At 72.3% G+C, this 23,188-nt stretch carries 21 protein-coding genes, 1 tRNA gene and 1 pseudogene; 7 read left to right on the top strand and 16 right to left on the bottom strand.

The features are described 5' to 3' along the window. Nucleotides 1-7: 7 nt before the first annotated feature. The 5 genes from NIE111_RS27770 to NIE111_RS27750 are packed head-to-tail and all read right to left on the bottom strand — an operon-like array spanning nt 8 to nt 6,298. A complete protein-coding gene (locus NIE111_RS27770; protein WP_238687309.1) occupies nt 8-730 on the bottom strand; it encodes an FAD:protein FMN transferase in 723 nt (240 codons plus the stop codon). Between the two features lie 49 nt (nt 731-779). Next, nucleotides 780-1,397: an FMN-binding protein gene (locus NIE111_RS27765; protein ID WP_238687242.1), complete on the bottom strand. Its 618-nt coding sequence runs from the start codon at nt 1,395-1,397 to the stop codon at nt 780-782. Nucleotides 1,398-1,410: 13 nt separating this feature from the next. After that, a complete protein-coding gene (locus tag NIE111_RS27760; protein ID WP_238687241.1) occupies nt 1,411-2,829 on the bottom strand; it encodes a ferredoxin reductase family protein in 1,419 nt (472 codons plus the stop codon). Beyond that, complete coding sequence (locus tag NIE111_RS27755) at nt 2,826-4,208, bottom strand: DUF1501 domain-containing protein (RefSeq protein ID WP_238687240.1); 1,383 nt, start codon at nt 4,206-4,208, stop codon at nt 2,826-2,828. The genes NIE111_RS27760 and NIE111_RS27755 overlap by 4 nt, the downstream gene beginning before the upstream one ends. Before the next feature lie 8 nt (nt 4,209-4,216). After that, on the bottom strand, nt 4,217-6,298 hold the full coding sequence (locus NIE111_RS27750; RefSeq protein ID WP_238687239.1) for a DUF1800 domain-containing protein: 2,082 nt from the start codon (nt 6,296-6,298) through the stop codon (nt 4,217-4,219). 431 nt (nt 6,299-6,729) lie between these two features. Here NIE111_RS27750 and NIE111_RS27745 point away from each other — a divergent pair, with 431 nt between their 5' ends. Continuing rightward, nucleotides 6,730-6,987 carry a DUF3040 domain-containing protein gene (locus tag NIE111_RS27745; RefSeq protein WP_091409372.1) on the top strand — a complete coding sequence of 86 codons (258 nt, stop codon included), beginning with the start codon at nt 6,730-6,732 and terminating at the stop codon, nt 6,985-6,987. Nucleotides 6,988-7,033: 46 nt separating this feature from the next. On the opposite strand, the gene NIE111_RS27740 is transcribed toward NIE111_RS27745, so the two are convergent. Continuing rightward, entirely contained in the window at nt 7,034-7,936 is a 903-nt protein-coding gene (locus NIE111_RS27740) for an SWIM zinc finger family protein (protein ID WP_238687238.1), read from the bottom strand. Further along, nucleotides 7,933-11,370, bottom strand: coding sequence for a DEAD/DEAH box helicase (locus tag NIE111_RS27735; RefSeq protein WP_238687237.1), 3,438 nt, complete (start codon nt 11,368-11,370; stop codon nt 7,933-7,935). Before NIE111_RS27735 ends, NIE111_RS27740 begins: the two co-directional genes overlap by 4 nt. A 191-nt stretch (nt 11,371-11,561) precedes the next feature. Between NIE111_RS27735 and NIE111_RS27730 the strand changes: the two genes are divergently transcribed. Next, on the top strand, nt 11,562-12,434 hold the full coding sequence (locus NIE111_RS27730; RefSeq protein ID WP_238687236.1) for a carbohydrate kinase family protein: 873 nt from the start codon (nt 11,562-11,564) through the stop codon (nt 12,432-12,434). 29 nt (nt 12,435-12,463) lie between these two features. Here NIE111_RS27730 and NIE111_RS27725 read toward each other — a convergent pair whose 3' ends face one another. Then, nucleotides 12,464-12,982: a DinB family protein gene (locus NIE111_RS27725; protein ID WP_238687235.1), complete on the bottom strand. Its 519-nt coding sequence runs from the start codon at nt 12,980-12,982 to the stop codon at nt 12,464-12,466. 82 nt (nt 12,983-13,064) lie between these two features. Between NIE111_RS27725 and NIE111_RS27720 the strand changes: the two genes are divergently transcribed. After that, on the top strand, nt 13,065-13,271 hold the full coding sequence (locus NIE111_RS27720; protein ID WP_238687234.1) for a DUF8847 domain-containing protein: 207 nt from the start codon (nt 13,065-13,067) through the stop codon (nt 13,269-13,271). 8 nt (nt 13,272-13,279) lie between these two features. On the opposite strand, the gene NIE111_RS27715 is transcribed toward NIE111_RS27720, so the two are convergent. After that, nucleotides 13,280-14,422, bottom strand: coding sequence for a polysaccharide pyruvyl transferase family protein (locus NIE111_RS27715; RefSeq protein ID WP_238687233.1), 1,143 nt, complete (start codon nt 14,420-14,422; stop codon nt 13,280-13,282). A 94-nt stretch (nt 14,423-14,516) separates the two neighbouring features. Then, on the bottom strand, nt 14,517-14,996 hold the full coding sequence (locus tag NIE111_RS27710) for a GNAT family N-acetyltransferase (protein WP_238687232.1): 480 nt from the start codon (nt 14,994-14,996) through the stop codon (nt 14,517-14,519). 123 nt (nt 14,997-15,119) lie between these two features. Between NIE111_RS27710 and NIE111_RS27705 the strand changes: the two genes are divergently transcribed. From NIE111_RS27705 to NIE111_RS32160, 3 genes and pseudogenes are all read left to right on the top strand, one after another. Next, on the top strand, nt 15,120-16,325 hold the full coding sequence (locus tag NIE111_RS27705; RefSeq protein WP_238687231.1) for a glycosyltransferase: 1,206 nt from the start codon (nt 15,120-15,122) through the stop codon (nt 16,323-16,325). After that, on the top strand, nt 16,322-16,972 hold the full coding sequence (locus NIE111_RS27700) for a Pr6Pr family membrane protein (RefSeq protein ID WP_238687230.1): 651 nt from the start codon (nt 16,322-16,324) through the stop codon (nt 16,970-16,972). The genes NIE111_RS27705 and NIE111_RS27700 overlap by 4 nt, the downstream gene beginning before the upstream one ends. Before the next feature lie 36 nt (nt 16,973-17,008). After that, nucleotides 17,009-17,104, top strand: a pseudogene (locus NIE111_RS32160) (aminoglycoside phosphotransferase family protein); the annotation flags it as partial. Nucleotides 17,105-17,117: 13 nt separating this feature from the next. On the opposite strand, the gene NIE111_RS27695 reads toward NIE111_RS32160, so the two are convergent. Both NIE111_RS27695 and NIE111_RS27690 read right to left on the bottom strand, forming a co-directional pair. Beyond that, nucleotides 17,118-17,747, bottom strand: a complete 630-nt coding sequence (locus tag NIE111_RS27695) for an HAD-IA family hydrolase (protein WP_238687229.1) — start codon at nt 17,745-17,747, stop codon at nt 17,118-17,120. Nucleotides 17,748-17,924: 177 nt separating this feature from the next. Then, a complete protein-coding gene (locus NIE111_RS27690; protein ID WP_238687228.1) occupies nt 17,925-18,473 on the bottom strand; it encodes a hypothetical protein in 549 nt (182 codons plus the stop codon). 73 nt (nt 18,474-18,546) lie between these two features. On the opposite strand from NIE111_RS27690, the gene NIE111_RS27685 reads away from it, so the two are divergent. Next, a complete protein-coding gene (locus NIE111_RS27685; protein ID WP_238687227.1) occupies nt 18,547-19,302 on the top strand; it encodes a hypothetical protein in 756 nt (251 codons plus the stop codon). Nucleotides 19,303-19,333: 31 nt separating this feature from the next. Here the strand turns inward: NIE111_RS27685 and NIE111_RS27680 are convergent. The 4 genes from NIE111_RS27680 to NIE111_RS27665 form a co-directional block, all read right to left on the bottom strand. Further along, nucleotides 19,334-19,405, bottom strand: a tRNA-Val gene (locus tag NIE111_RS27680). A 73-nt stretch (nt 19,406-19,478) separates the two neighbouring features. Next, nucleotides 19,479-19,943, bottom strand: a complete 465-nt coding sequence (locus NIE111_RS27675; protein ID WP_238687226.1) for a peroxiredoxin — start codon at nt 19,941-19,943, stop codon at nt 19,479-19,481. 87 nt (nt 19,944-20,030) lie between these two features. Then, nucleotides 20,031-20,468 carry a DUF3052 domain-containing protein gene (locus tag NIE111_RS27670; protein ID WP_030330240.1) on the bottom strand — a complete coding sequence of 146 codons (438 nt, stop codon included), beginning with the start codon at nt 20,466-20,468 and terminating at the stop codon, nt 20,031-20,033. A 112-nt stretch (nt 20,469-20,580) separates the two neighbouring features. Further along, nucleotides 20,581-23,082 (bottom strand): thiamine pyrophosphate-dependent enzyme, encoded by a 2,502-nt coding sequence (locus NIE111_RS27665; protein ID WP_372488420.1) that lies wholly within the window; start codon nt 23,080-23,082, stop codon nt 20,581-20,583. Between the last annotated feature and the right edge of the window lie 106 nt (nt 23,083-23,188).

The raw sequence follows: 23,188 nt of genomic DNA, 5'->3' as shown, positions 1-23,188 counted from the left end.
GCGGGGGCTAGTCGGTTAGGGGGAGGTTGGCGGAGTGGTATTGGCGGGCGTTGTCGGTTATCGCCGCGTGGGTGTGGTCGTCCAGGCGGGCCAGCCAGTTGAGGCCGGGGGTGCCCATGGCGAGGGCGGCGGTGGCGTACGCGTCGGCCACCCCGAGGTCGGTGCCGACCACCGTCACCGAGCGCAGCCCACTGGCCGGTGCGCCCCGGCGGGGGTCCAGCACGTGCCGGCCCCGCTCGTACACGCCGGACGTGGCCACTGCCAGGTCGGTCCCGCTGAGCACCAGGCAGGCCGCCATCGCGTCCCACGGGTGCCGGATGCCGATACGCCACGGCTCCCCGGACGGTGACAGGCCCCGCACCCGTACGTCGCCGCCGGCGTTCACGCAGTGGTTGACGGCCCCGGCCGCGACGAGGCGGTCCGAGGCGACCTGAGCGGCCCAGCCCTTGACGTAGCCGGACGGGTCGAGCCGACCGGTGGCGTACGCGTCGAAGAACCCGTCGGTGGCGCCCCACAGGTCGGCGCAGGTCTCCAGCACGTACCGCAGGTCCGCTGACGCCTCGGAGAGCAGCACCTCACCCCTGTCGAAGCGGCACACCTCGCTGTCCGGCTTGTAGGTGCTGAACCGCGTGTCCACCTCGTGCATCCAGGCGAAGACCTCGTCCGCCAGCTCGCGCGCTGTCGCCGGTGGCAGATCGTCGGCGAGGTCCAGGGTGATCGTCGTACCCATGATCTGTTCGACCCGGCACAGCCCGGGTCGGGTCAGCGTGGCCCGCACGTCAGAATGCCTTCTCGATGGCGGACCGCAGGGACTTCTTGTAGGCGTCGCTGGTGGCTGTGGCACCGGAGACGGTGTTGAGGTTGGCGCTCTGCTTCTGCACCACCTCGGCGCCGCTGCCGTCGTAGGCGGTACGAACGTCGCCACTGTGGATGTCGGATTCACCCCCGCTGGGCAGCGACAGCGCGACGGCGTCGACGATCCGGTTACCCGAGACGACGATCTGCACCAGCACGTACCCGTACTTCTGGCTGCCCTCAACCGCGTCGAAGCCGTTTCCGTCGATCCGCCGGGTGGTCGACTGGGGTGCCTTGGTGGTGGTCCGCGGAGCGCTGGGGGCCTTCGTCGTCTTGGTGCCCGACGGGCGCGCGGTGGTCTTGCCGGGCTTGGGCGACGTCGACGGCTTGGCGCTTGCCGATGACGTCGGCGTGCCGCCGGCCGGGTCGGTGCCCGGCGCATCCGCGAGGGCACCGGGGTCGGTGCCCGCCCCGGAGGGGTTGACCGGCTGCGCTGTCGGCAGGTTCTGGGCGACCTGGCTGGTGCCTGGCGAGCCCTTGAACACCACGAGCGCGGTGGTGCTGGCGGCCAGGCCGGTGATCGCGAGGAGCGCGCGACGCATGGGGATGCCCTTCCTACAGCTCGAACGTGGCCAGGTGGATCTGCCGTCGGGGCACGCCGGCCCGCCGCAGCGCCCGCACCGACTGTTCCACCAGACCGGGTGGCCCGCACAGGTAGACGTCGCGGCGGGCCACGTCGGGCACCAGTTGCCGCAGCCCGTCCGGGCTCATCAACTGGCGGGGGCCGGGGTCGTCGCGGGAGCCGATGACGTACCAGACGGAGGTGTGGCGTTCCTGGGCCAGCCAGTCCAACTCGCGGCTGAGCAGCACGTCGGCCGGTGTGCGGGCACGGTAGATCAGCGCCGCGCCCGGCGGCAACTCTTCCAGCATGGCCCGGATCGGGGTGATGCCGCTGCCGCCGGCGATCAGCAGCGCCCGCTCACCGAGCCGGTGCGCGGCGGTGAAGGTGCCCGACGGGCCTTCGGCCCAGACCCGGGTGCCCGGTTCCAGGTCGCGCAGGTCGGCGGTGTGGGTGCCGACCACCTTCACGGTGACCCGCAGCCAGCGGCCGTTGGCGGCGGCGGAGACGGAGAACGGGTGCGACTGCCACCAGCAGCCCCGGGTGAGGAACCGCCAGCGGAAGTGTTGGCCGCCGAGCATCGCCAGCCGGCCGAGCCGCTCCCCGGTGAGGTAGATGGAGATGGTGTCGGGGCTCTCGGCGACCACGTCGGCGACCCGCAGCTTGTAGCGCAGGTTGAACGCCAGCGGCGCGATCACGCGGCCCCAGAGCAGGGCGGCGACCACCAGCACGTAGAGCGCGATCCAGCCGGTGCGCACCGGGCCGGGCCGGTAGAGCTGCGCGCCGTGGGCGAACTGGTGGCCGAAGCCGAGCAGCAGGATCAGGTAGCTGGACAGGTGCAGCAGGTGCCACATCTCGTAGGGCAACGCCCGCCGGATCGCCCGGATGCTGCTGAACCCGACGAGCATCATGATGCCGGTGGCGACGAACGCCGAGACCATGTCCTCGTAGTCGCCGAGCAACGTGCCGACCTCGGCGAGGATCGACTGCTTACGCAGGTCGGCGTAGCCGACCAGGATCAGCGACATGTGTGCCAGCACGGTGACCAGCAGGGTGGCGCCGATGTCCCGGTGCCAGCGGGCCATGTGCTCGCCGCCGATCCACCGCTCCAGCACCGGCAGTCGGCTCATCATCAGCACCTGCACCAACAGCAGGTAGCCGGCGACCAGGCCGGTGATCCGGCCGGCCGAGGTGACTGTTGCCGCGGTGGTCCGCAGCGATCCGGCCGGGGTGCCCAGCCACCAGGGCAGCACGCTGGCGAGCAGGCCGACCAGGAGCAGCACACCCAGCAGCCGTCGGCCGCCGGGTCCGCGCCGGTCCGGGATCTGCGGGGGTACGGGTGCAGCCGACCGGCCGCCGTGCCGGGACGAGGTCCCGGTACGACGGCCGGCGGCGTGGGTGTGCGAATGCGTCACGCGTACAGCTTCATCGGGGCGTACTTCTGGCGGGGGAAGACCTTGTCGACCTCCGCGTTGGTGAGCCCGAACCGGCCCTGCGCCACGGCGCCGTAGACGTTGAACATGTTGTTGTACTCCGGCACGTCACCGGAGTCCAGCTTGTCCAGACCGTTCCAGGTGCCCAGCAGCGAACCGGCCAGCTTCTTGCCCGACAGCAGGGTGACCACACCGCCGTGCCCGTGGTCGGTGCCGTTGTTGTTGGAGCCGACCCGACGGCCGAACTCGCTGGACACCATGATCGTCACGTCGGCGGCCTTCGGGCCGAGGTCGGTGAAGAAGGCGGCCATCGCGCTGGCCAGCTCGTTGAGCCGGCGGTGCAGTTGGCCACCCTCGCGGGTGCCCTGGTTCTCGTGGGTGTCGTAGCCGCCCATGCCGACGGTGGCGACCCGGACGTTGGCGCCGCCCTTGATCAACTGGGCGAGTTGCTGGAACGCGTTGCCGACGCCCTCGTACTTGACGCCCTCGGCGGGCTGGTACGGCTTGGCGGCGAGCTTCTGGGCGGTGGCCAGCGCTCCCATGCCCTCCTGCACGGCTTCCTCGACCGGGTGGTTGATCCCGGTGAAGAGGCCCTTGATGGCCTTCTCGGTGGCGGCCCGGAACCGCTCGTCACCGTTGAGCCGCAGGGAGCCGACGTTGTTCAGCGAGAGCGCGCCGTTGTTGCCGACCAGCGAACGCGGCAGCGTGCTGCCGATGCCGACGCTGCGGAACGCGGTGCCCTTGCCCAGGTTGTCGACCAGACCGTCGAGCCAACCCCGGCCGCCGGTCTCGTTGGGCAGCCCGCCCAGGTTGCAGGCGTCGGCGGCCTGGAAGTGGCTGCGGGACAGCCGCTCGTCGGAAACCGCCGGGATGAAGCCCAACTGACCGGCCGTGAGCCACTTCTCCAACGGCTTGAACGCGCTGGTCAGCTTGAAGCCGCGGCCCAGGGACAGCGAGTCGTTGCCGAGCAGCAGGTCGGGCCGGGCCTTGTTGAGCACCGCGTCGTTGTCCGGCGCGATCAGGCTCAGGCCGTCCAGCCCGCCGTAGAGGAAGACGTGGATCAGGGTGCCGGTCTTGGTCGCCGCGAACGACGCCGAGGTGGTGACGAACTGGGCGGTGGCCAGCGCGGTGGCGGTGGCGGCGGCACCGGCGACGAAGGTCCGCCGGGTCACGCCGCGACCGTCCTGCTGGGCCTCCTCCAGGTCCTCCAGGGTGCGGTACCTGTCGAACTCGGCGGCGTTCTCGGCGGCGACGATGTCCGCCTCGGCGCGCAGCAACGCCTCGGCCGGGTTGTCGGCCAGCCGTCGCACGTCGGGGCATTCGGGGTGCAGGGGGAAAGAGTTGTACACAGTCTTCTCCATCGGGTGCCTCACCGGAGGTGGTGCTGGGGGGAAGCGAGGATCGCCCGCGCGACGGCGGTGATGGCCCCGTTGAACGTGGCGTCGACCTTGGTGGTCGCCGCCACACCGGCCACGCCGAGGATGAGGTTCTTCTCCCGCGTGCTCAACTTCTGGCCCACCAGCCGCAAAGAGAGCGCGTCCACGTACGCACCGGCCGTCGCCGGTGGCTTGGCGACCAGCTTCTCCGGCGCCGTGTACGTGAAGGTGGTGCGGTAGCCGCCGAGGATCTCGCCCGCCTCGTTCCAGCCGTTGACCATGGTGCCGGCCGAGGTCCACGCGACGTAGACGTCCGGGTAGCCGTCCGGGGTCGGATGACCCATCGGGGACTGACCCAACTCGCGCATCTTGTCGTGGATCTGGCGCAGCCCCCGGGCGTACGCGGTGCGCTTGCTGTCGCCGTTGTTGTGCTTCGGCGACGCCTCCGGCGAGACGCCCAGCGTGCGGTACGTGGCGACCAGGTACTCCATCGGCCGGCGCACCTTCTGACCCACACCGGCCCAGAACTCCGACGAGCAGAACAGCGTCATCAGGACCGGCTTGATCATGCCCTTGTTCGTGGTGTACGTCTTCGCCAGCCGGTCCACGAGGGACTTCGGCGGGGTGTCCGAGACGAACCGGGTGGCCAGGCTCTGCGCCACGTACTTCGCTGTCGACGGGTGCGTCGCGATGTAGGTGATGTACGCGTCGATCGCCGCTTCGGCCTTCTTCGGGTCGGCCGAGTTGTTCGCGTGGGTGAAGCCCAGGATCTTCACCTTGCCGACGTAGTGCTGTTCGGGGCGGAAGACGTACTTGCCCTTGTCGTCCACACCGCGGCCGGTCTGCAACATGGCGGCCTGCCGGACGTCCGGCTCCTTGTAGCCGCCGTCGACGCCGACCGAGTAGAGCTCGAGGTTCTCCCGGGCGAGGTTCTCGTTGATCGCGTCCTTGCGGGAGTCCTTCTGGTTCAGGTAGATCAGCAGCGCCGGGTGCTTGTTCGCGGCGACCAGCATCTCCGGGTAGCTGCCCAGCGCGTGCTTGCGCACGACGTCCTGGTCGAACGAGCTGCGGTACACCTCGCCGCCGTCGAAGTCCGCGGCGACGTGCAGGAAGTCGTTCCAGAAGTCGACCATCACCTCGAACAGCTGGCGCTTGGACCAGATCTGCCGGGCGATGGTGGCGTCGACCATCTCCCGCTCCGGGTGGGCGTCCTGCTCGTTGAGCTTGTCCCGCTGGTCGCGCAACTGCTGCACGGAGAGCTTCTGGGTCGGCAGCTCGGCGAGCTTCAGCTCACCCTTGCTCGGCTCCAACTTCTCCGGGTCCAGCTGCGCGCGGATCCAGGCGTCCATGCCGTCGCGCTTGATGTCGGCGACCACAGCCGGCGTCGCGCCGAAGGTGGCGCGCCGGGCCAGGTGCAGGATCGGGTCCTTGGCCAGCACGGTCTTCACTGTCACCTTGGTCGCCGCCGCGGCCGCTGCCGGGCCGGAGAAGGTGCGACCACCGGCCGGCGCGTTCTTCTTCAGCGCCTCACCGGCCCGCGAACCCATGTAGCTTTCGTTCTGCTCGGTGTAGGTACGCACGGTGCTGGGCTGCTGGCCGCTGGGCCGCGCCGCGGTGCCGTCGGTCACCGTGCTGCCGGTCGCGTCGCCCGCCGCCGCCTCGTCGCCGAAGAGGCCACGGATCTGCGGGGTCATGGCGAGCGCCGCGCCACCGGCGACGACGGCGGCGGTGCCGCCGAGGGCCACCATCGCCTTCCGTCGGCCGACCTTGCGACCCGGCTCGTTGTCATCGTCGAGGGTGGGCAGTCCGGTGCCGGCCGGGCGTGCCGGGGCCGGACGGCCGAGGCCCTCCGGGCCGACCCACTGCGGACCGCGCGGGGCGGGCGCGGGCTGCCCGGCGTACTGCTCACGCGGGTCGGCCGGCGCGGCGTAGCCGCCCTGGTAGGGGTGGGGCGAGTCGTAGCCGTAGGGCGCGGGCGTGTGGGGGTCGCCGTAGCCGTCAGCGCTGGGGTGCTGATGTCCGTCCCAACCGCGGTCGTCCCGCGGTCGACGTGGTGGCACATTCTGGTCGGCCATGTACCAATCCCGATTTCTGATGAGCGCCGGAAGCTGCTACCGGGCAGGTGCGGCAGGTGCGGCGACTGTTGCCTGAGGGGGTTGCTACGGCAAGGTAACCAAGGCCCCAGGGCCCTTCAAGGTGGCCGGAACCCACTCGTGGGGGCACTTAAGACAGCGCTCAGCGCGACCTCGGCGGTGGGCGATGGGATGGACCTGCCCGCAGACCTTCCCAGCAGGGCGTACGCGCGGCAGCCGAGCACGGATCGGACCACGCCGCCGTACGCGACAGTTTCGGCGTCGTTCACCACCAAAGGCAAACTTAAGGTTCAGGTAAGCCGGACATGAAGCGCGCTCGCGTGGAGGAAAAGTAGCAGCAGCGGGTGAGCGTGAGCCGCCACCGCAGCGGGTATGCCGCCGAACCGCTGAACGCGTGAGGGGAAGGCAGCGCCATGCTCAGCAAAGAGGATCAGCGCAGATTCGACCAGATCACCCGTCAGCTCCGGGAAAGTGACCCGGCCTTCTTCAACCGGCTGGACCACAGGGCCCGAGCCCGCAGGGGCCGCTACCTGATGTTGTTGACCATCGTGCTGTGGGCGTCGCTGCCGGCGATAGCCGTGTTCGCCGGTCGACTCACCGGCGCGATCTGCGCGGTGGTGCTGGTGGCCAACGCCGCGATCATGTGGCGGTTCCGCCGCCGCTGGACGTGACTGTCCAACCGCTCAACGGGACGGCCCCACCGGTGGACGTGACAGCTCACCTGTCGGCCGGACCGAACGCCCGGTACGCGCGGCGCAACCGTTCGAGCAGTCCCGGCCCACCGATGGCCGGGGCCGGCGCTCCGAGCTGGCGCAGCAGCAGGTCGGTGCCGGTCACCAGTCGGGGCGGACGATCCGGCAGCGGCACCGGGGCTGACCAGAACCGGTCCGCCGCCTCCGCCAGCGGCGTCGCCGACAGCCCGGCGAGCGCCCGAGCGGCACCGACCGGGGCGACGACGTCCACTGTCGACACCGCACCGTCCGGTCCGGACGGTGAACCGGCCGGTGCGGACGGTGGGGTGACACCGGTGCTCGCGGCCCGCCGGGCGCGGAGCGCGTCGAGCAACTCCGCCCGGGACCGACCTCGCCAGTGCAGCAGCTCGAACGGGTCCGCGTCGAACGCCTCGGCCAGCAGGTAGAACGTCGCCGCGAGGTGCTTGCACGGCACCGCGAAGTCGGGGCAGTTGCAGCGCTGGGTCAACTCGTCCACGGCCGCCGGGAAGAGCGGCGCGCCGGCGGCGGTGAACAGCTCCTCCAACTCCTCGGGGAGGTCCCCGGCGAGCAGCCGGGCGCTGAAGAACGCCTGCCCGGCCAGCTCGTCCTCGATTCGGGACCAGAGCGCCGCCGGGAACGGCTTCAGCGCGATCGACACCTGGTAAGGCTGCGGCCGGGAGCCCTGCACCACCGCGCTGACCCGCCCGGGTGTGATGTCGAGCGTGAGCACCTGACCGGCCCGCGCGTACGACCGGCCCCGGGTCAGCCGGGTGCCGAGCGCGAACGACTCCAGCACCTCCAGGAAACGCCGGGACCACCAGGACCGGCCGATCGCGCCCCGGGCACTGCGTGCCCGCAGGCCCCCGTCGACCCGACGCGGGCGCCCGTAGTCGGCGAAATCCGTCACTCGACCACCGCGCCGGCTTCCAGGGCGAACAGGTCCCGCAACTGGCCGGTGGACAACTCGGTGATCCACTGCTCGCCGGTGCCGACCACCCGTTGGGCGAGGCTCCGCTTGTCGGCGATCATCGCGGCCACCTTCTCCTCGACAGTGCCGGCGCACACGAACTTGCGCACCTGCACCCGTCGGCGCTGCCCGATCCGGAACGCCCGGTCGGTGGCCTGATCCTCGACCGCCGGGTTCCACCACCGGTCCACATGCACCACGTGGTTCGCCGCGGTCAGGGTCAGCCCGGTGCCGCCGGCCTTGAGGGAGAGGACGAACAGCGGCGGGCCCTCCGCCGACTGGAAACGCTGCACCAGGGCGTCCCGCTCGGCCTTGCCGAGGCCACCGTGCAGGAACAGCACCTCCCGGCCGAACCGCGCCGACAGGTGACCCCGCAACATCGCACCGAACTCGGCGTACTGGGTGAAGAGCAGTGCCCGCTCCCCCGCCGCCAGCACCTCCTCCAGGATCTCGGTGAGCCGAGCCAGCTTGCCGGAGCGGCCCTCCAGCGGTGAGCCGTCACGCAGCAACTGGGCGGGGTGGTTGCACACCTGCTTGAGTCGGGTCATTGTGGCCAGCACCAGGCCGCGTCGTTCGATGCCGTCGCTGGTCTCGATCCGGGCAAGCATGTCGTCGACCACCACCTGGTACAGGGCTGCCTGCTCAGCGGTGAGGTTGCAGAGCACCTCCATCTCCAGCTTCTCCGGCAGGTCGGAGATGATCGACGAGTCGGTCTTGAGCCGGCGCAACACGAACGGGCCGGTGATCCGGCGGAGCCGCTCGGCGGCCTCGGCGTCGCCGTGCCGCTCGATCGGCTCGGCGAACCGTTTGCGGAACGTCGCGGCCGGCCCGAGCAGACCCGGGTTGGCGAACTGCATGATCGACCAGAGGTCGGCGAGGCGGTTCTCCACCGGCGTACCGGTCACCGCCACCCGCTGCCGGGCGGGCAGCGCGCGAACCGCCTCGGCCTGCCGGGTCGACGCGTTCTTGATCGCCTGCGCCTCGTCCACCACCACCCGGTGCCAGTCGATGCCGGCCAGGTCGGCGGCGTCGCGGGCAGCCACCGAGTAGGTGGTGAGGACCAGGTCCGCGCCGTGCGCGGCCGCTATGAACTCCGCCCCCCGCGCCCGCTCGGCGCCATGGTGTACGTGGACCCGCAACTCCGGGGTGAACCGGGCCGCCTCCCGCTGCCAGTTGCCGACCAGCGACATCGGACAGACCAGCAGCGTCGGCCCGGCCTCCGGTGGGTCCCCGGCGAGCAGCGCGAGCAGTTGCACAGTCTTGCCCAGCCCCATGTCGTCGGCGAGCACACCACCCAGACCGAGTGAGCGCAGGAAGGCCAGCCAGGCCAGCCCTCGCTGCTGGTACGGCCGCAGCGTCCCCCGAAAGCCCGGTGGCGGGTCCAGCGGGGTGAGCCGCCGCTCGACCGCGCCGGCGAGCAGGTCGCCCAGCGCCCCGTCGGCGGTCACCTCCAGCACCGGCAGCTCGCCGGTGGCCTCGCCGTCGGCCAGCCCGAGTCGGAGCAGGTCGGCGACGGTCAGCTCACCCGCGGAGCGGAGCAGACGCAGCCCGGCCGCGAGCCGCCCCGGGTCCAGTTCGACCCACCGGCCCCGGAGCCGCACCAGCGGGGTCTTCGTCTCGGCCAGCGCCGCCAACTCCTCGGCGGAGAGCGGGTGGTCACCGAGCGCGATCTCCCAGCGGTAGTCGACCAGGGCGTCCAGGCCGACACCGGCATCGGCGCCACCCACAGTGCCCGGCGCGGTGCGGCTGCGCGCTCGTAAGCGGGCGCCCAGTCGCGCCGACGGCCGCTGCCACCAGGACGGCAGCAGCACCCCGAAACCCGCCGCGTGCAGCACCGGTGCGCCCGCACTGAGGAAACGGTGCGCCCCCTCGACGTCGAGTTCCATCACCTCCGGGGCGGCGGTGCGCAGCGCGGCGTCCAGGTCCGGCCAGAGCCGGCTGGCCCGGCCCAGCTCGGCGAGGAGCGTCTCCTGCGGGCTGGTCGTCCGACCGACCAGGCCGCCGAGGGTCTGCGGCGCTCGCCAGATGTCCCCGGCGTCGACGTGCAGGCCGGGTTCGTCCGCGGCCTGCAACCCGAACTCCAACCGCCAGCGCCCGGCACCGATCGACCCGACCGACACCGGCGCGCTGTCGGCGAGCACCGGCACGCCGTCGGCGGGCACCGACGCACCGTCGGCGGACACCGACGCACCATCGGCGGGCACCGACGCACCATCGGCGGACACCGGCACCGGCGCACCGTCGGCGGGCACCGCTCGGGTGGCCAGGATCGGTTCGGTGACCTCGTCGGGGGCCGGTTCCACAAGGCGAAAACTGGCCCGCACCGGGCCACCGGCGGCGTCGCGCTGCCAGGCGTCCAGTTCGGCGGAGAGAGTGGACAGCCCGGCCGGGTCGATGGTGAAGTCCCGCTGCGGGCCGGCGAGGGCGGCCAGCCAGGCCGGCGCCGGACCACCCGGGCGCAGCCCCCGGGCCAGCGTGGTGGTCGCCAGCGCGGCCCGCGCGGCGGCGTCGGTCAACGCGTCCAGCGCATCCGCGACCAGGGCGGCAGCGGTCAGCTCAGGCCCGCCCGAGCCGACGGTCCCCGCAGCGGAGGTGACGGCGCTCCCGGTAGACCCCTGAGCAGCGGCGGCGGAGGACGGCAGCGCGGCGGCGGTGGACGGCAGCGCGGCGGCGGTGGACGGCAGCGCGGCAGCGGGCTGCGGCAGGACGGCGGCTCGGGCGGCGGGTGGCAGGGCCAGCGCCAGCGAGCGCGCCCAGGCGGCGTCGGTGCCGGTCAGCAGCGGACGCCAGACCGCCTGCGCCGGCACCTGCCCGGCACCGCCCGACGCCGCCGTCGCGCCAGCGCGGGGCATCCAGTCACCCGCCGTCGCGCCAGCGCCGCGCGTCTGGTCGACCGTCGTCGTGCGCACGCCGGGGAGGACGCGGCCACGGGTCACCAGGTCGGCGGCGAAGTCGGCCAGCTCGGCGAGGTGCCGCACTGTGGCCCCGGACACCGCTGGGATGTCGTCCAGGGCTCGCAGCAGCGACAGGGCGTCGTCCGGGGCGTACACCAGTGTGGGCACCCGCCACCCGGCCAGCGTGAGCCGGCCACGGGCCGCAGGTGCGACGGTGGTCCTGATCAGCTCGGGTGAGTCGGTCGGCGCGCCCGCCAGCGTGGGCAGGGTGATGAGCGCGGTGTCCGGCCGGCTCGGCTCGGCGGCGTCGGCGAGGACGGCGGCCAGGTCGGTGTGCCCGGCGGCGAACGGATGCGGGCGTTCCCGGGCTGGCCGGCCCGAACGCGCAGCGGGAATCGGTGCGGCGCTGTCCTCGGCCCAGACGGCGAGGCCGCCGGTCGAGCTGCCGCCGGGCAACCACAGCCCGTGGATGACCAGCACCTGCTCCCCCTAGTCGCCGCCCGCCCCCAGAATAGGCGGCCCGCCCGACCAGGCGTCCGCACCCACCGGCCCACCTGCGCGATCTTGCAGTTTGTGTCGTCGTTCTGCGAACTGTGCACCTTTTGTCGCCGCAGAAAACGCAAGATCGCGGAGGGCTGGAGGTGGGAGGGGTGACGGGCTAGCGTCGCTTCGTGATCGATCTGCTGGTTCTTGGCGGGCTTGGGGTGGACGTACGGGTCCGGGTGCCCGCGCTGCCCCTCCCGGCTGCCGATTCCCACACCGTCGAGCCGATCGAGCTGCGGATCGGCAACACCGGTGCCGGGGTGGCCTTGGCCGCCCGGGCGCTCGGCCTGCGCGTACTGGTTGTCGACACCCTCGGTGCCGATCCGGCCGGTGAGCTGGTCCGGGCGGCGTTGACCCGGGCCGAGGTGCCGGCGCGGCTGGCCGAGCACCGGGGCGGCACCCGCCGGTCGGTGAACCTGGTGGATCCCGGCGGGCGGCGCACGTCGCTGTACGACCCGCGCCCGTGGCAGGGTGGTCCACCATTCTCCGCCGCCGAGTTGGCCGCACTGGTCCGCGACGCCCGGCACGTCCACCTCTCGATCATGGACTGGACAGTGCCGTTGCTGTCCGCCGTGCGGGCTGCCGTTCCGGCGGGCGCGGCGCTCTCCACCGACCTGCACGACTGGGACGGCGAGAACACCTACCACCAGCCGTTCGCGCAGGTCGCCGACCTCATTCTGCTGAGCGGGGTGCGGTTGGGCGGCCGGGCCCCGTCGCTCGCCGGCACGCTGGCGCCCCGGACGGTGGTGGTGACCCGCGGCGCGGACGGCGCCGAGCTGTACCCGGGTGACGGCACCGCGGTGCCCGTGCCACCCGCCGCCCCGGAAAAGCCGGTGGTGGACAGCAACGGGGCGGGCGACGCCTTCGCGGCCGGCCTGATCGCCGCCCGGTTACGCGGTGAGCCACTGACGCGTGCCGCCCGGTACGCGGCGCGGGTTGCCGCCGCGGCCTGTACGCACGACGGGATGGAGTACCCGCCGGGCCTGTTGCCCACCGGTTGACGACCGGCGGCGTGCGGCGACCAGGGGGCTCAGAGCGCGCCGGCCTCGCCGTCGGTCAGCTCGCGCAGGATGTCGGCGTGGCCCGCGTGCCGGGCCGTCTCCTCGATCATGTGCACCAGAATCCAGCGCAGCGACACCTCACCGAGCTGCGGGTGCGGCACCACGTGGTCGAGGTCGATGCTCGCGGCGACCGCCCGGGAGCGGGCACAGGCCCGCTCGTACGCCTCGGTGAGCATGACGATGCTGTCCTGGTCGCCCAGCGTGAAGCTGGCGACCGCGTCCTCCTCGGAGGTCAGGTAGACGTCGTCGGGCTCGGGAGCCAACAGGGTCGGGAACCAGTTCCGCTCGACCAGCGTCAGGTGCTTGACCAGCCCGGCGAGCGTGGTCGCCGACGGCACCAGCCGGCGTCGGGCGTCGGCGTCGGAGAGACCGCGCAGTTTGCGCAGCACAACGGCCCTGTGGAAGTCGAGGAACGAGGTCAGGACGGCGCGTTCGTCGCCGGTGCGGGCGAGCACCGGACCGAGCGTGGGATCGATCGTCTGCTCCATCCGCCGACCCTAGCCACGGGCCGGGCGCCCCGCTGCCCCGCTATCCGCTGCGGGCTGGCGCTGGGCCGGGCAGGATGGGCGCATGGCTTCATCCGTGCAGATCCTTCTCGTCGGCGGCACGGCGGACGGGCAGACCATCACCGTCGAATTGGACAGCAACGGCCGTCCGCCGCTGACCCACCATCACCTCGGCTCCGGTGGGCTGGCCGACGCGCAGATCTACGAGTTGGAAACCGCTCGCGAGGAGGCCCGCGAGTGGTGCTACCGGTGGACCGGCCCGGCGGTGTGACCGCCCGCTCAGACGCGGGTGAGCGCCTGGCTTCGCAGGCTCTCCAACACGCCGCGGGTGACCTCCGAGGTGCCCCGCGCCTGGTCGCACACCTCCGCCACCCGTCGTGCGGTGGCCTCGGCGCGTTGCTCCCGCTCGTCCCAGAGTCGGTCGACCTCGGCCAGCAGCGGGCCCTCGACCTCCCGCTCCACGCCGCGTAGCGCCGGCACGCCGAGCCGTTGGGCCAGGTCGAAGACCTTGCCGGCGTACGGCAGGGGCAGGAACGGCGTACCGACCATCGCCGCGAAGATCAGGAAGTGCAGGCGCATGCCGACGGCCAGGTCGAAGTGGCGCATCAGCCCCAGCACCTGCTGCGGAGAGTAGGTGCCGTGCAGGATGCGACCTCGCTCGGCGGCGACCATGTGCGACAGCACCCCGTGGGAGTGCCGGATGTCGTCGCGCTCCATCGGCACGAACAGCACGTACGCGTCGATCCGGTGTACCAGAAAGTCACCGATCTGGGCCAGCAGCCGGTGGTAGCCGTCCACGTCGAGGCGTTCGGCGGCCCGGCCCGGCTCCCGCACGCTGATCCCGACGAGGCGCTTGCCGACCGGCACACCCTCCTCGGCCAGCAGGTGGGCCGGAAACTCCTCCGGTTGCAGAAGGAACGCCGGATCCGCGGTGACAGTGATCGGATTGAGCAGGCCGGCCTCCTCCAGCACCATCCGGGACTCCTGGTCCCGGACGGTCACCTGGGTCGCGCTGGAGAGCGTCTCCCGGACCATGCCGGTGTCCACCCCGTCGCTGAGCGGCCCGACCCCCACCGCGTACGTGATCAGCGGCAGGCCGCGTTCCTGGGCCACCCGGACCACCCTCAGGTAACGGCGGGCCTCCCTGTCGTACAGGATGCCGCCGCCGCCCAGGATGAGCAGGTCGAGCTGGGCCAGGACCAGGGCCGAGTCGGTACGGCTCACGCCCTCCCAGGGCACCGCTTCGACGTCCGGATGGGCGGCCCGGGTGTGCTCCGGATTCCGAGAGAAGACGATGATCCGGGCGTTCGGTTCCTGCGTACGCAGATCGGTGAGCAGGCCGGTGAGGATCGCCTCGTCGCCGAGGTTTCGCCCACCGTACGAGCCGAGCACACCGATGGTCAGTCCGGCGCCGTGCGTCATCCGTCGCTCCTCCCCAGGTGCGGTCCGCGCCGGGTTCCCGCTGGGCAGGTGAACAGTCCTGCCGAAGGGACCCGTCCCCGGGGCCGCCGGCAGCTCAGCCCGCCGGGGTGAGGCGCTTCGCCATCTGCTGCGAGGTGACCTCGAAGCCCAGACTGCGGTAGAGGCCGATCGCCACGGTGTTCGTGCCGAAGACGTTCAGACCCAGCTCGGCCACGCCGAGGTGGGCGAGTTCCGCCTCGATGAGCTGGATCATCCGCCGCGCGTGCCCGTGTCCCCGGTGCTCCTCGTGCACCTCGATGTTGTGGATCCAGGCCTGGTTCGGGGCGGCGGCCGTCGGCAGTGTCACCCAGATCCAGCCGACCTCGGTGTCGCCGACCCGGCCCACCCGCAGCAGGGCGCCCTCGGTGGCCGCGCCCGCCGGCAGAGACTCCCGGATCTGGGTGACCGACCGGTCGAGGGCCGCCTCCGGGGTCAGCCCCCGATGCGCCACCAGGTCCTCGGCGTACCCCTGCTCCAGTGATTCGAGCAGGCGGGCCAACTCCTGTGCCGTCATCGGCGTCAACGTCAACTCCACAGCGTCTCCCCGTTCATCGTCGCGAGCGGGTAGTGCAGCAGAACCCGTCTGGCCACGCCAACTGTTTCCCGGCCCGGGACGGACGGGACGGCCGGGGGTGCGCGGGCGGGCGACGATGGCAGCGTGCGGATCGCCCACGTCAGCGACAGCCACCTCACCAACCCGGAGGGGGTGGCCACCTCGGTCGGCACCACAGTGGCGCTGCTGCGCGCCGCCGGGCACCGGGTCGTGCTGCACTGCCCCGGCCCACTGTCCCGGTGTCGCCGCCGACCGGGTGAGGTGCCCTCGCTGTCGGTGCCGACCCGGCCGTACCGGTTGGCGCTGCCCCGGCCGCCCAGCGCACCGGTCGACGTGGTGCACGTGCACACCACCGGCCCGCTCGGCGTCGCCGGGCTGCGCTGGGCCGCCACCCGGGGCGTACCGACCGTACTGACCTGGCACACCGACCTCGTCGCGTACGCCGCGCACTACCCGGAGATCCCGATCGGGGCCGCGTACGCCGGCCTGCGGTTGGGTCTGCGCTGGCGGGCGTTCGACCTGTGGGCGCTCGCCCACCCCGGACCGGGTCGACAGGCCCGGCTGGCGGCGCTCGGGCGAACCCTCCTGGCCCACACCACTGTCCTGATCGCTCCGTCGGCGAAGACCGCGGCGATGATGGCGACGATGGCGGGGCGTACCCCGATCGTGGTCCTGCCGACCCCGGCCGCCGCACCGCACGCCGACGCCGACGATCGGCGGCGGCTGCGGGCCCGGCTCGGCATCCCGGCGGACGCGCCGGTGCTGCTCGCTGTGGGACGGGCCACACCGGAGAAGAACCCGGAGTTGTTGCTGGCCGCGTTCGCCCAGGTCCGCCGCGAGTTGCCAGCGGCCCAACTGGTGCTGCTCGGGGCCCGGCGGCACCGGCTCACGGTCCGCCGGATGGCCCGCCGGTACGGCGTCAGCGGCGCGCTGCACCTGCTCCGTCCGGTGCCACGCCACCGGGTCGGCGCCCACTACCGGGCGGCGGATGTGCTCGCGTTCACCTCCAGCACCGACACGCAGGGCCTGGTGCTCGCCGAGGCCGAGGCGTACGGACTGCCGGTGGCCATGGTGGACACTCTGCTCGCCGAACGGCCCGGCACCGGCACCACCCGACCGGTCGCCGAGCCCAGCCCGGCGGCGTTCGGGGCGCTGCTCAGCCGGCTGCTGACCGAACGGGAGTTGCGCGCAGGGGTGATCCGGGACGGCCGGGCGGCGGTGGCGGCCTGGTCCGGCGAGCGCTACCTCGCCGAGCTGGTCAAGCTGTACGCGACGCTGCCGCCGGTCAGTGCAGCGAGCGCGACGCCGTGAGAGGGGAACGAGGCCGTGGCGTCGACCGGGTCCTGCTCGTGAGCACGGCGGTGGTGATCGCGGTCGGGCTGGTCCTCGCCCTGGTCGCCGCCCGTGACGAGCCCGTCGAACTGCTCTTCTACTTCACCGTGCAGGTCAACCTGGCCTACCTGGTGCTGCTGCTGACCGGCGGCGGTGACCGGGTGCGCACGGCGCTCACCGTCTACCTTGTCGGCACCGCCCTGGTCTTCGTCCTCGTGCTGGCCAACCCCTGGAGCCGCTACGCCATGGTGGCGAACGCCGACGCCCGGGGGACGATCTCCGACGCCGGCAACCTGCTGCTGCACGTCGTGGCGCCGCCGCTGGCCGCCGCCCACTGGCTGAGGCACGGACCCCAGGCTGCGCTGCGCCCGGCGTACGCGGTCAGCCTGCTCGGCTATCCGCTGCTGTGGCTGACGGTCATCCTGGTCCGGGGCGCCCTCAGCCCGGCCGAGGACCGCTATCTCTACCCGTTTCTCGACGTGCCGCGACTCGGCTATCCCACTGTTGCCCGCAACGCCCTGCTCTTCGCCGTCACGCTGCTGCTGATCGCGCTGACCGCCGTCCACCTGACCCGGCGGCGGGGAAAAGGATTGTCCGGCGGCGTGGACGGGGTGCACGGTGAGTAGGTGACGCAGCAGACCACCAACCGGATCAGTAGCGTTCGTCGTCCGCCACCGCAGGGCATCCCCACCGTCCGCGCGTTTCAGCAGGCCCAGGCCGACGCCCTACTCCCCTGGCTGGCCACCCGCCTCCGGTGACCCGACGGGCAGGTCAGGGCGCCGTCGGCGTCGACTCCAGGTGGCGCGCCAGTTGCGCCAGGTCAGCAAGGCGCAGATCGCCGTCGAGGCCCTTCAGCGCGGCGGTCATCGCGCCGGCCGCCCGCCCGGCCCGCAGCCCCACCTCGGCGTCCTCCACGACGAGGCACCGCGCCACGGGTACGTCCAGCAGGGCGGCGGCCCGCAAATAGCCCTCCGGGTCCGGCTTGCCCACACGCACGTCCTCCACGGTGACCAGCACCGGCGCGACGATGTCGGCGGCACCGAGCCGAACCTCGGCCAGCCGGGCGTCGGCGCTGGTCACCACCGCCCAGGGCACCCCCAACCGGGCCAGGGTGTCCAGGAGTTCGTGCGCTCCGGGGGTGGCAACCACGTCGGACAGGTCGTCGTACTGCAACGAGAGCTGCCGCGCCGCAGCCGCTGCGACCGCGCTGTCGTCGAGCGCGGGCAGCAGCCGGCGGATGGTCCGGTAGGCGGGGCTGCCGTGCGCGATCGCCAGCGCGGCAGCAGGGTCGACGGCGTACTCGACAGCCCACCGCTCCCAGGCCCGCTCGACGGCGGCGTCGGAGTCGACCAGGGTCCCATCCATGTCGAACAGCACCGCGCCGATGCCTGCCAGTTCCACGCCCACGCTCCCCTTGTTGCTCGTCGGACGACAATAAGAACAAATCCACGACGTCGGCTGCTCCCCCACCCGATGATCCGAGCAACTTCGGGGAAGTTGCGGCCTCGCCGACTGCTGAGACAGCAACAACACTGAAGGTGCTCGGGTCATGACGTGTCGGCGAGGGGTGGCGCGCTTTCAGGCGTCGTTGTTCAGCGCCGGGCGTACCGCGTCGAGGAACGAGATGCGGTGATTCGTCCGCGCCTCGATGGCGGCGAGCCAGCGTTCCCGATGGCCCTCGCGCAGGGGCACCGGCGGGCCTCCTGGCTCCTCGCCCAGCCGGCGCTGGTCGGCGTGCTCCGCGCCGATGCTGGTCAACACCGACCGGGCCGCCGACACCACCTCCGCCGGGCCCTCCAGCATCACCAGGTTGTACGCCTCGTCCACGGCGCGCATCGCCGCGTACGCCTCGTCGTAGCCGGGCACCGGCTCACTCCGGCCGGCTTCGAGCCACCGCCGGTCCAACTGCCGGTACGCCTGGTCGTAGGCGCTCAGGAACCCGACGTACGCGTCCCGCCGTAGCTCGTCGCGGCGCGTCGCCCGCCGTTCGACGCTCTCCTGGCGGGCCACGCTGAGCTGGTAGGCCAGTTGCCGTCGGGTGCTCAACGCGCCGACCAGCCCGGTCAGGGCGGCGGCGGCCAACGTGGACAGTGAGGTGATCAGCGCGACGGCGACGGTGTCCTGCACCCAACCATCATGGCCCTGCCGGACACCCCGGTGCCCGCCACGACCCGTTGCCCGGGCCGTCTACGGTGCCGGCATGTCCCTTCGCGTGGCGCGCCTGTCGATCTGGCCCTTCGTCGTGGCCGCGTTCGCTCTGCGGGTCTGCGTCGAACTGTGGTTCAAGCCGGTCAACTGGCGGATCGATCCGAGCGGGGTCGCCTTCCTGGTGTGGACTGTCGTTCAGGTTGCCTGCTTCCTGGTGCCGTGGGCCGGCCATGCCCTGCTCACCAGAGGGTTCCGCCAGCGGCCGGCGACCTGGGCGGTGGCGGCCGGAACCGGAAGCTTCGTCGCGTCGACCAGTCCGCGCTGGATCAGCCCTCGGGCGATCCTCTTCGGCTGGTTGGCCGGTGTTTCTGTGCTGACCGAACGGGTGCCGGGTGAGGACCGCATGCGGCTCGCCGACCTACCAGGCAACGTCGCGCTGAGCATCGCCGTCCCGGCCGTCGTCCTGACCGGAGCGGCGGCCGTGTTGTTGCTGAACCGACCGCGACTGACCCTGGACCGCAACGGCATCACCAAGCAGTCGGTGACCCGACGCACCTTTCTCCGCTGGGACCGGCTGCTTCCCGGCGGTCCACCCGTGCCACCCCGGGGCGCCGCGACCATCACCCTCCAGCGGCAGCCGGCGACGCCGGGCGGCCCACCCGTGCCGTCGCCCCTGCCGACAGGCCCACTGCACGTGGATCCGGCCTTCCTCGCGGAGACGATCCGGCACTACGTCGAGCACCCCGAGCACCGGGCGGCCATCGGCACACAACACGAGTTGGACCGACTCCGCGCCGCGCTGGCCTGAGCGCGGCCGGTCAGGTGCTGGTGGTGAAGGGTGGGCGCGGCAGGTTTCGAACCTGCGACCCCTCGCTTGTAAGGCGAGTGCTCTCCCACTGAGCTACGCGCCCGGATCGCCCGTGGCGGGCCGGTGGCTGGCAAGCTTACCTGCCCGCCACCGACCCGGGCGCACGGCGTACCCGGTCAGTTTGTCGCTTCGGCGATGGCCTTGCGCCAGCCCTGCTGGTCGCGGGCCTCGCCCGGGCCGTTCATCTCGGCGAAGCGGACCACGCCGGTCTTGTCGATGACGAAGGTGCCCCGGTTGGCGAAGCCGGCCACGTCGTTGAAGACCCCGTACGCCTGGGCGACGGCGCCGTGCGGCCAGAAGTCGGCGAGCATCGGGAACTGGTAGCCCTCACGGTCGGCCCAGATCTTGTGGCTGTAGGCCGAGCCGACGCTGACGGTCAGCACCTGGACGTCGTCGTTCACGTACTCGCCGAGGTTGTCGCGCACCTCGCCCAACTCGCCCTGGCAGGTGCCGGTGAAGGCGAGCGGGTAGAAGACCAGCAGCACGGCGCGCCTGCCCCGGAAGTCCGAGAGGCGGACCTCCTGGTTGTTCTGGTCCTTGAGCACGAAGTCGGGTGCTTCGGCACCAACCTCGATGGGCATGCGAACTCCCCTCGCGTCGAGTCGGGTGACGGCGTCAGCCTGCTACCCGGCGGTGGGCGGACCGTCGGGCGAGCGGAGCGGCGCTGGCTACTTCTTGGCCTTGGCCCCTCGACGCAGCACCAGACGGGCGCCGCTCCAGTCCCGGCCGGCGTTGACGGTCGAGGTTTGCTGGAGGCCGGCGGTGGGCGCGGACTCCGCGACCTCGCTCGGCTCGACGTGCCCCTCACGCCCCGCCTTCGGGGTGAGCAGCCACACGACGCCGTTGTCGGCCAGCGGGCCGAGGGCATCGACGAGCAGCTCGAAAAGGTCACCGTCGCCGTCCCGGTACCAGACCAGCACCGCGTCGACCACCTCGTCGGTGTCCTCGTCGACCAGATCTCCACAGCGGTCGGTCAGGGCGTCTCGGAGATCCTGGTCGACGTCGTCGTCGTACCCCATCTCCATGACGACCATCCCCGGTTCGATTCCGAACCGGTCCGCCAGGCTGCGTACCCCGTCGGCGGCCTGACCAGCGGTCGCGCTCACTGTCGCGTGCCTCCTCATCTCGTCCCTGCTCGCGGCGTCGGTGCGACGCCGTCAGGCAAAGTCCACACAGTTGTTGGTCTTCGCGCAAGTGGCGCACCGGGTGGAACGGAATTTACCGTGCCAGCAGCGTACGGGCACCGTCGGTAATGGCTTCAGCGGAGACCAGTACGTGACGCGCTGCCGGACCTAATGGTACAAACGAGTCAACTCCCGCCACTCGACGTGCGGCACCGACATATCCGGCGTCGACCAGGGCGGCGATCACGCCCTCGCCGACCCCGCCGGAGCGGCGCGTCTCGTCCACCACCAGCACCCGACCGGTCGCCGAGGACTCCCTGATGATGTCGGCCACCGGCAGCGGAGCCAGCCACCGCAGATCCACCACGCGGGTACCCACGCCCTCCTCGGCGAGGACTGCGGCGGCCCGCAGCGACATCCGTACCCCGTTACCGAAGGTGATGATGGTGAGGTCGTCCGCCGAGCCGACCCGGTAGACCCGGGCCCGCCCGATCGGCACGTGCCCGGCCACCCAGCCGCCCGGCTCCGGATATCCGGCCAACCACTCCCCGTCACCCTCCGTGTACAGGTCGCGGGTGTGATAGAGCGCGATCGGTTCCAGGAACACGCAGACACTGCCGTCCACCGCCGCGCTGGCCAGACAGGTCCGCAGCATGGGCGCGGCATCGTCCGGCCGCGCCGGCACCGCGACCACCAGACCGGGCACATCCCGGAGTACGGCCACCGAGTTGTCGTTGTGGAAGTGCCCGCCGAACCCCTCCTGGTACGCCAGGCCCGCCACCCGCACCACCATCGGGTTGCGGAACGCCCCCTGCGAGAAGAACCGCATGGTGGCCGCCTCACCGCGCAGCTGGTCCTCGGCGTTGTGCAGGTACGCCAGGTACTGGATCTCCGGCACCGGCAGCATCCCGGCCAGCCCGGCGCCGAGGCCCAGCCCGAGCACCGACGTCTCGTCCAGCAGGGTGTCGAAGACCCGGGCCGCCCCGAACCGGTCGCGCAGCCCCTTCGTCACCCCGTACACGCCGCCCTTGGCGGCCACGTCCTCACCGAAGAGCGCCATCTGCGGATGGTCGAGCATCCCGTCGGCGAGCGCGGCGTTGATGCTCTGCGCCAGGGTCATCGGCCCGGCCAGCTCCGGCGGCTTGCCGCCGAACGCCTCCGCCCGGGCGCCCGCGCCCGGCCCGCTGGCCCGCGCCGCGGCGTCGGCCACCGCCCGCGCCACCCGCACCGGACGACGTGGGGCCAGCGCCGACACCACGTCGGCAGCGGAGGCCAGCTTCGGCTCGCCCAGCACCTCCTCGGCCAGTCGGCGCACCTGCCAGCCGGTCTCGTCGTACCGGGCCAGCAGCTCCTCGCCGGTCGCCACGCCCGCGTCGACAAGCAGCCGCGCGGTGGCGGCGACCGGGTCCCGGTCCAGGTCCTCGGCCAGCTCGGCCGAACTCCGGTACGCCGACTCCGCGTCCGCCCCGGCGTGCCCCATCAGCCGTACGGTGCGCAGGTGCAGCGCCGCCGGCCGGCGGTTGCGGCGTACCCAGGCCGCGGCCTCCGCCGCCACCTCGTACGTCCGCACCGGGTCGGCTCCGTCCGCGCTGAAGTAGCGGATGCCCGGCTTGGCCCGCAGGGTCGCCTCGACCCAGCCCTCCGGCGAGCGGACGCTGATGCCCAGCCCGTTGTCCTCGCAGACGAAGAGCACCGGGATCCGCAGACCCGCGTGGTCGTACCACCCGGCGGTGTTGAAGGCTGCTGTGGCGCTGGCGTGGTTGACCGAGGCGTCGCCGAAGGAGCAGACCACTATGGCGTCCGGTGGCCAGGGTGCGTGCGTGGCCCCCGCGCCGCTGCCGACCCGCACCCCGGCCCCGGTACGCCGTCCGGCGCTGTCCAGCCGGCGCAGCCGCTCCACTGCCAGTCCCATTCCGACCGCGCGGGGCAGGTGCGAGGCGATGGTGGAGGTGGTCGGCACGATGGCCAGGTCGGCCCGGCCGAACACCTTGTGCCGCCCCCCGGCGATCGGTTCGAGGCTGGACGCGACCATCCCGCGCAGCACGTCCCGGGCCGCGTCGGCGTACGCCGCGAACCCGTTGGCCACCCCGTTCGGTTCGGTACCGGCTGACTCCGATTCGGACCCCTGCGGATCGGCGGTCGGCTCGGGTTCGCGGGTCGATGCGTCGCCGTCTGTCGACTCACTGTCGGAGGACCGCTCGGAGCCAATGGTCCGCGCTCGCTCGGCGTCCTGGTCGGGATCGGCGGTCCGAGTCCGGCCGGCGTCCTGGTCGGGATCGGCGGTCCGAGTCCGGCCGGTGTCCTGGTCGGGCTCGACGGTCCGCGTCGGATCGGCGGACGGCTGGGAGTCGGTGGCCAGCGTCGGGTCGGCGGCGACCTGGGCGGCGCGCAGACAGTAGAAGGCGCCCGAGCGGTAGTGCAGCAGAGCCGGATCGGTGGGACGCAGCGCGGCAGCGACAGCGGCGTTGCCCTCGTGCCCGGCCGAGCCGATAGTGTAGAAACCCTCCCCGAAGCTGCGCAACCAGCGGCCGGCCAGGTCGAGCTGCCGGCTGGTCACCTGGGCGTCGAACAGGTCGAGCACCTGCGCGCCGGTCAGCGGGGCGTCGTCGGTGACCGGGTCGGCGGGGTCACGCCGCCGCTCGGCGGCAGGCAGCGCCGCCAGCGTCTCCCGGAACCGGTCGTCGAGATCTTGCGGGGTGGTC

Source organism: Micromonospora hortensis, assembly GCF_022230935.1.
GTDB lineage: Bacteria > Actinomycetota > Actinomycetes > Mycobacteriales > Micromonosporaceae > Micromonospora > Micromonospora hortensis.
This window is presented reverse-complemented; position numbering and strand designations above follow the sequence as displayed.

Bases quoted from the DNA above. Each gene is read 5' to 3' on its own strand.
- NIE111_RS27715 (WP_238687233.1), bottom strand. From the start codon at position 14,422: ATGACGCACGGCGCCGGACTGACCATCGGTGTGCTCGGCTCGTACGGT.
- NIE111_RS27685 (WP_238687227.1), top strand. From the start codon at position 18,547: ATGTCCCTTCGCGTGGCGCGCCTGTCGATCTGGCCCTTCGTCGTGGCC.
- NIE111_RS27750 (WP_238687239.1), bottom strand. From the start codon at position 6,298: ATGGCCGACCAGAATGTGCCACCACGTCGACCGCGGGACGACCGCGGT.
- NIE111_RS27745 (WP_091409372.1), top strand. From the start codon at position 6,730: ATGCTCAGCAAAGAGGATCAGCGCAGATTCGACCAGATCACCCGTCAG.
- NIE111_RS27755 (WP_238687240.1), bottom strand. From the start codon at position 4,208: ATGGAGAAGACTGTGTACAACTCTTTCCCCCTGCACCCCGAATGCCCC.
- NIE111_RS27770 (WP_238687309.1), bottom strand. From the start codon at position 730: ATGGGTACGACGATCACCCTGGACCTCGCCGACGATCTGCCACCGGCG.
- NIE111_RS27725 (WP_238687235.1), bottom strand. From the start codon at position 12,982: ATGGAGCAGACGATCGATCCCACGCTCGGTCCGGTGCTCGCCCGCACC.
- NIE111_RS27720 (WP_238687234.1), top strand. From the start codon at position 13,065: ATGGCTTCATCCGTGCAGATCCTTCTCGTCGGCGGCACGGCGGACGGG.
- NIE111_RS27765 (WP_238687242.1), bottom strand. From the start codon at position 1,397: ATGCGTCGCGCGCTCCTCGCGATCACCGGCCTGGCCGCCAGCACCACC.
- NIE111_RS27675 (WP_238687226.1), bottom strand. From the start codon at position 19,943: ATGCCCATCGAGGTTGGTGCCGAAGCACCCGACTTCGTGCTCAAGGAC.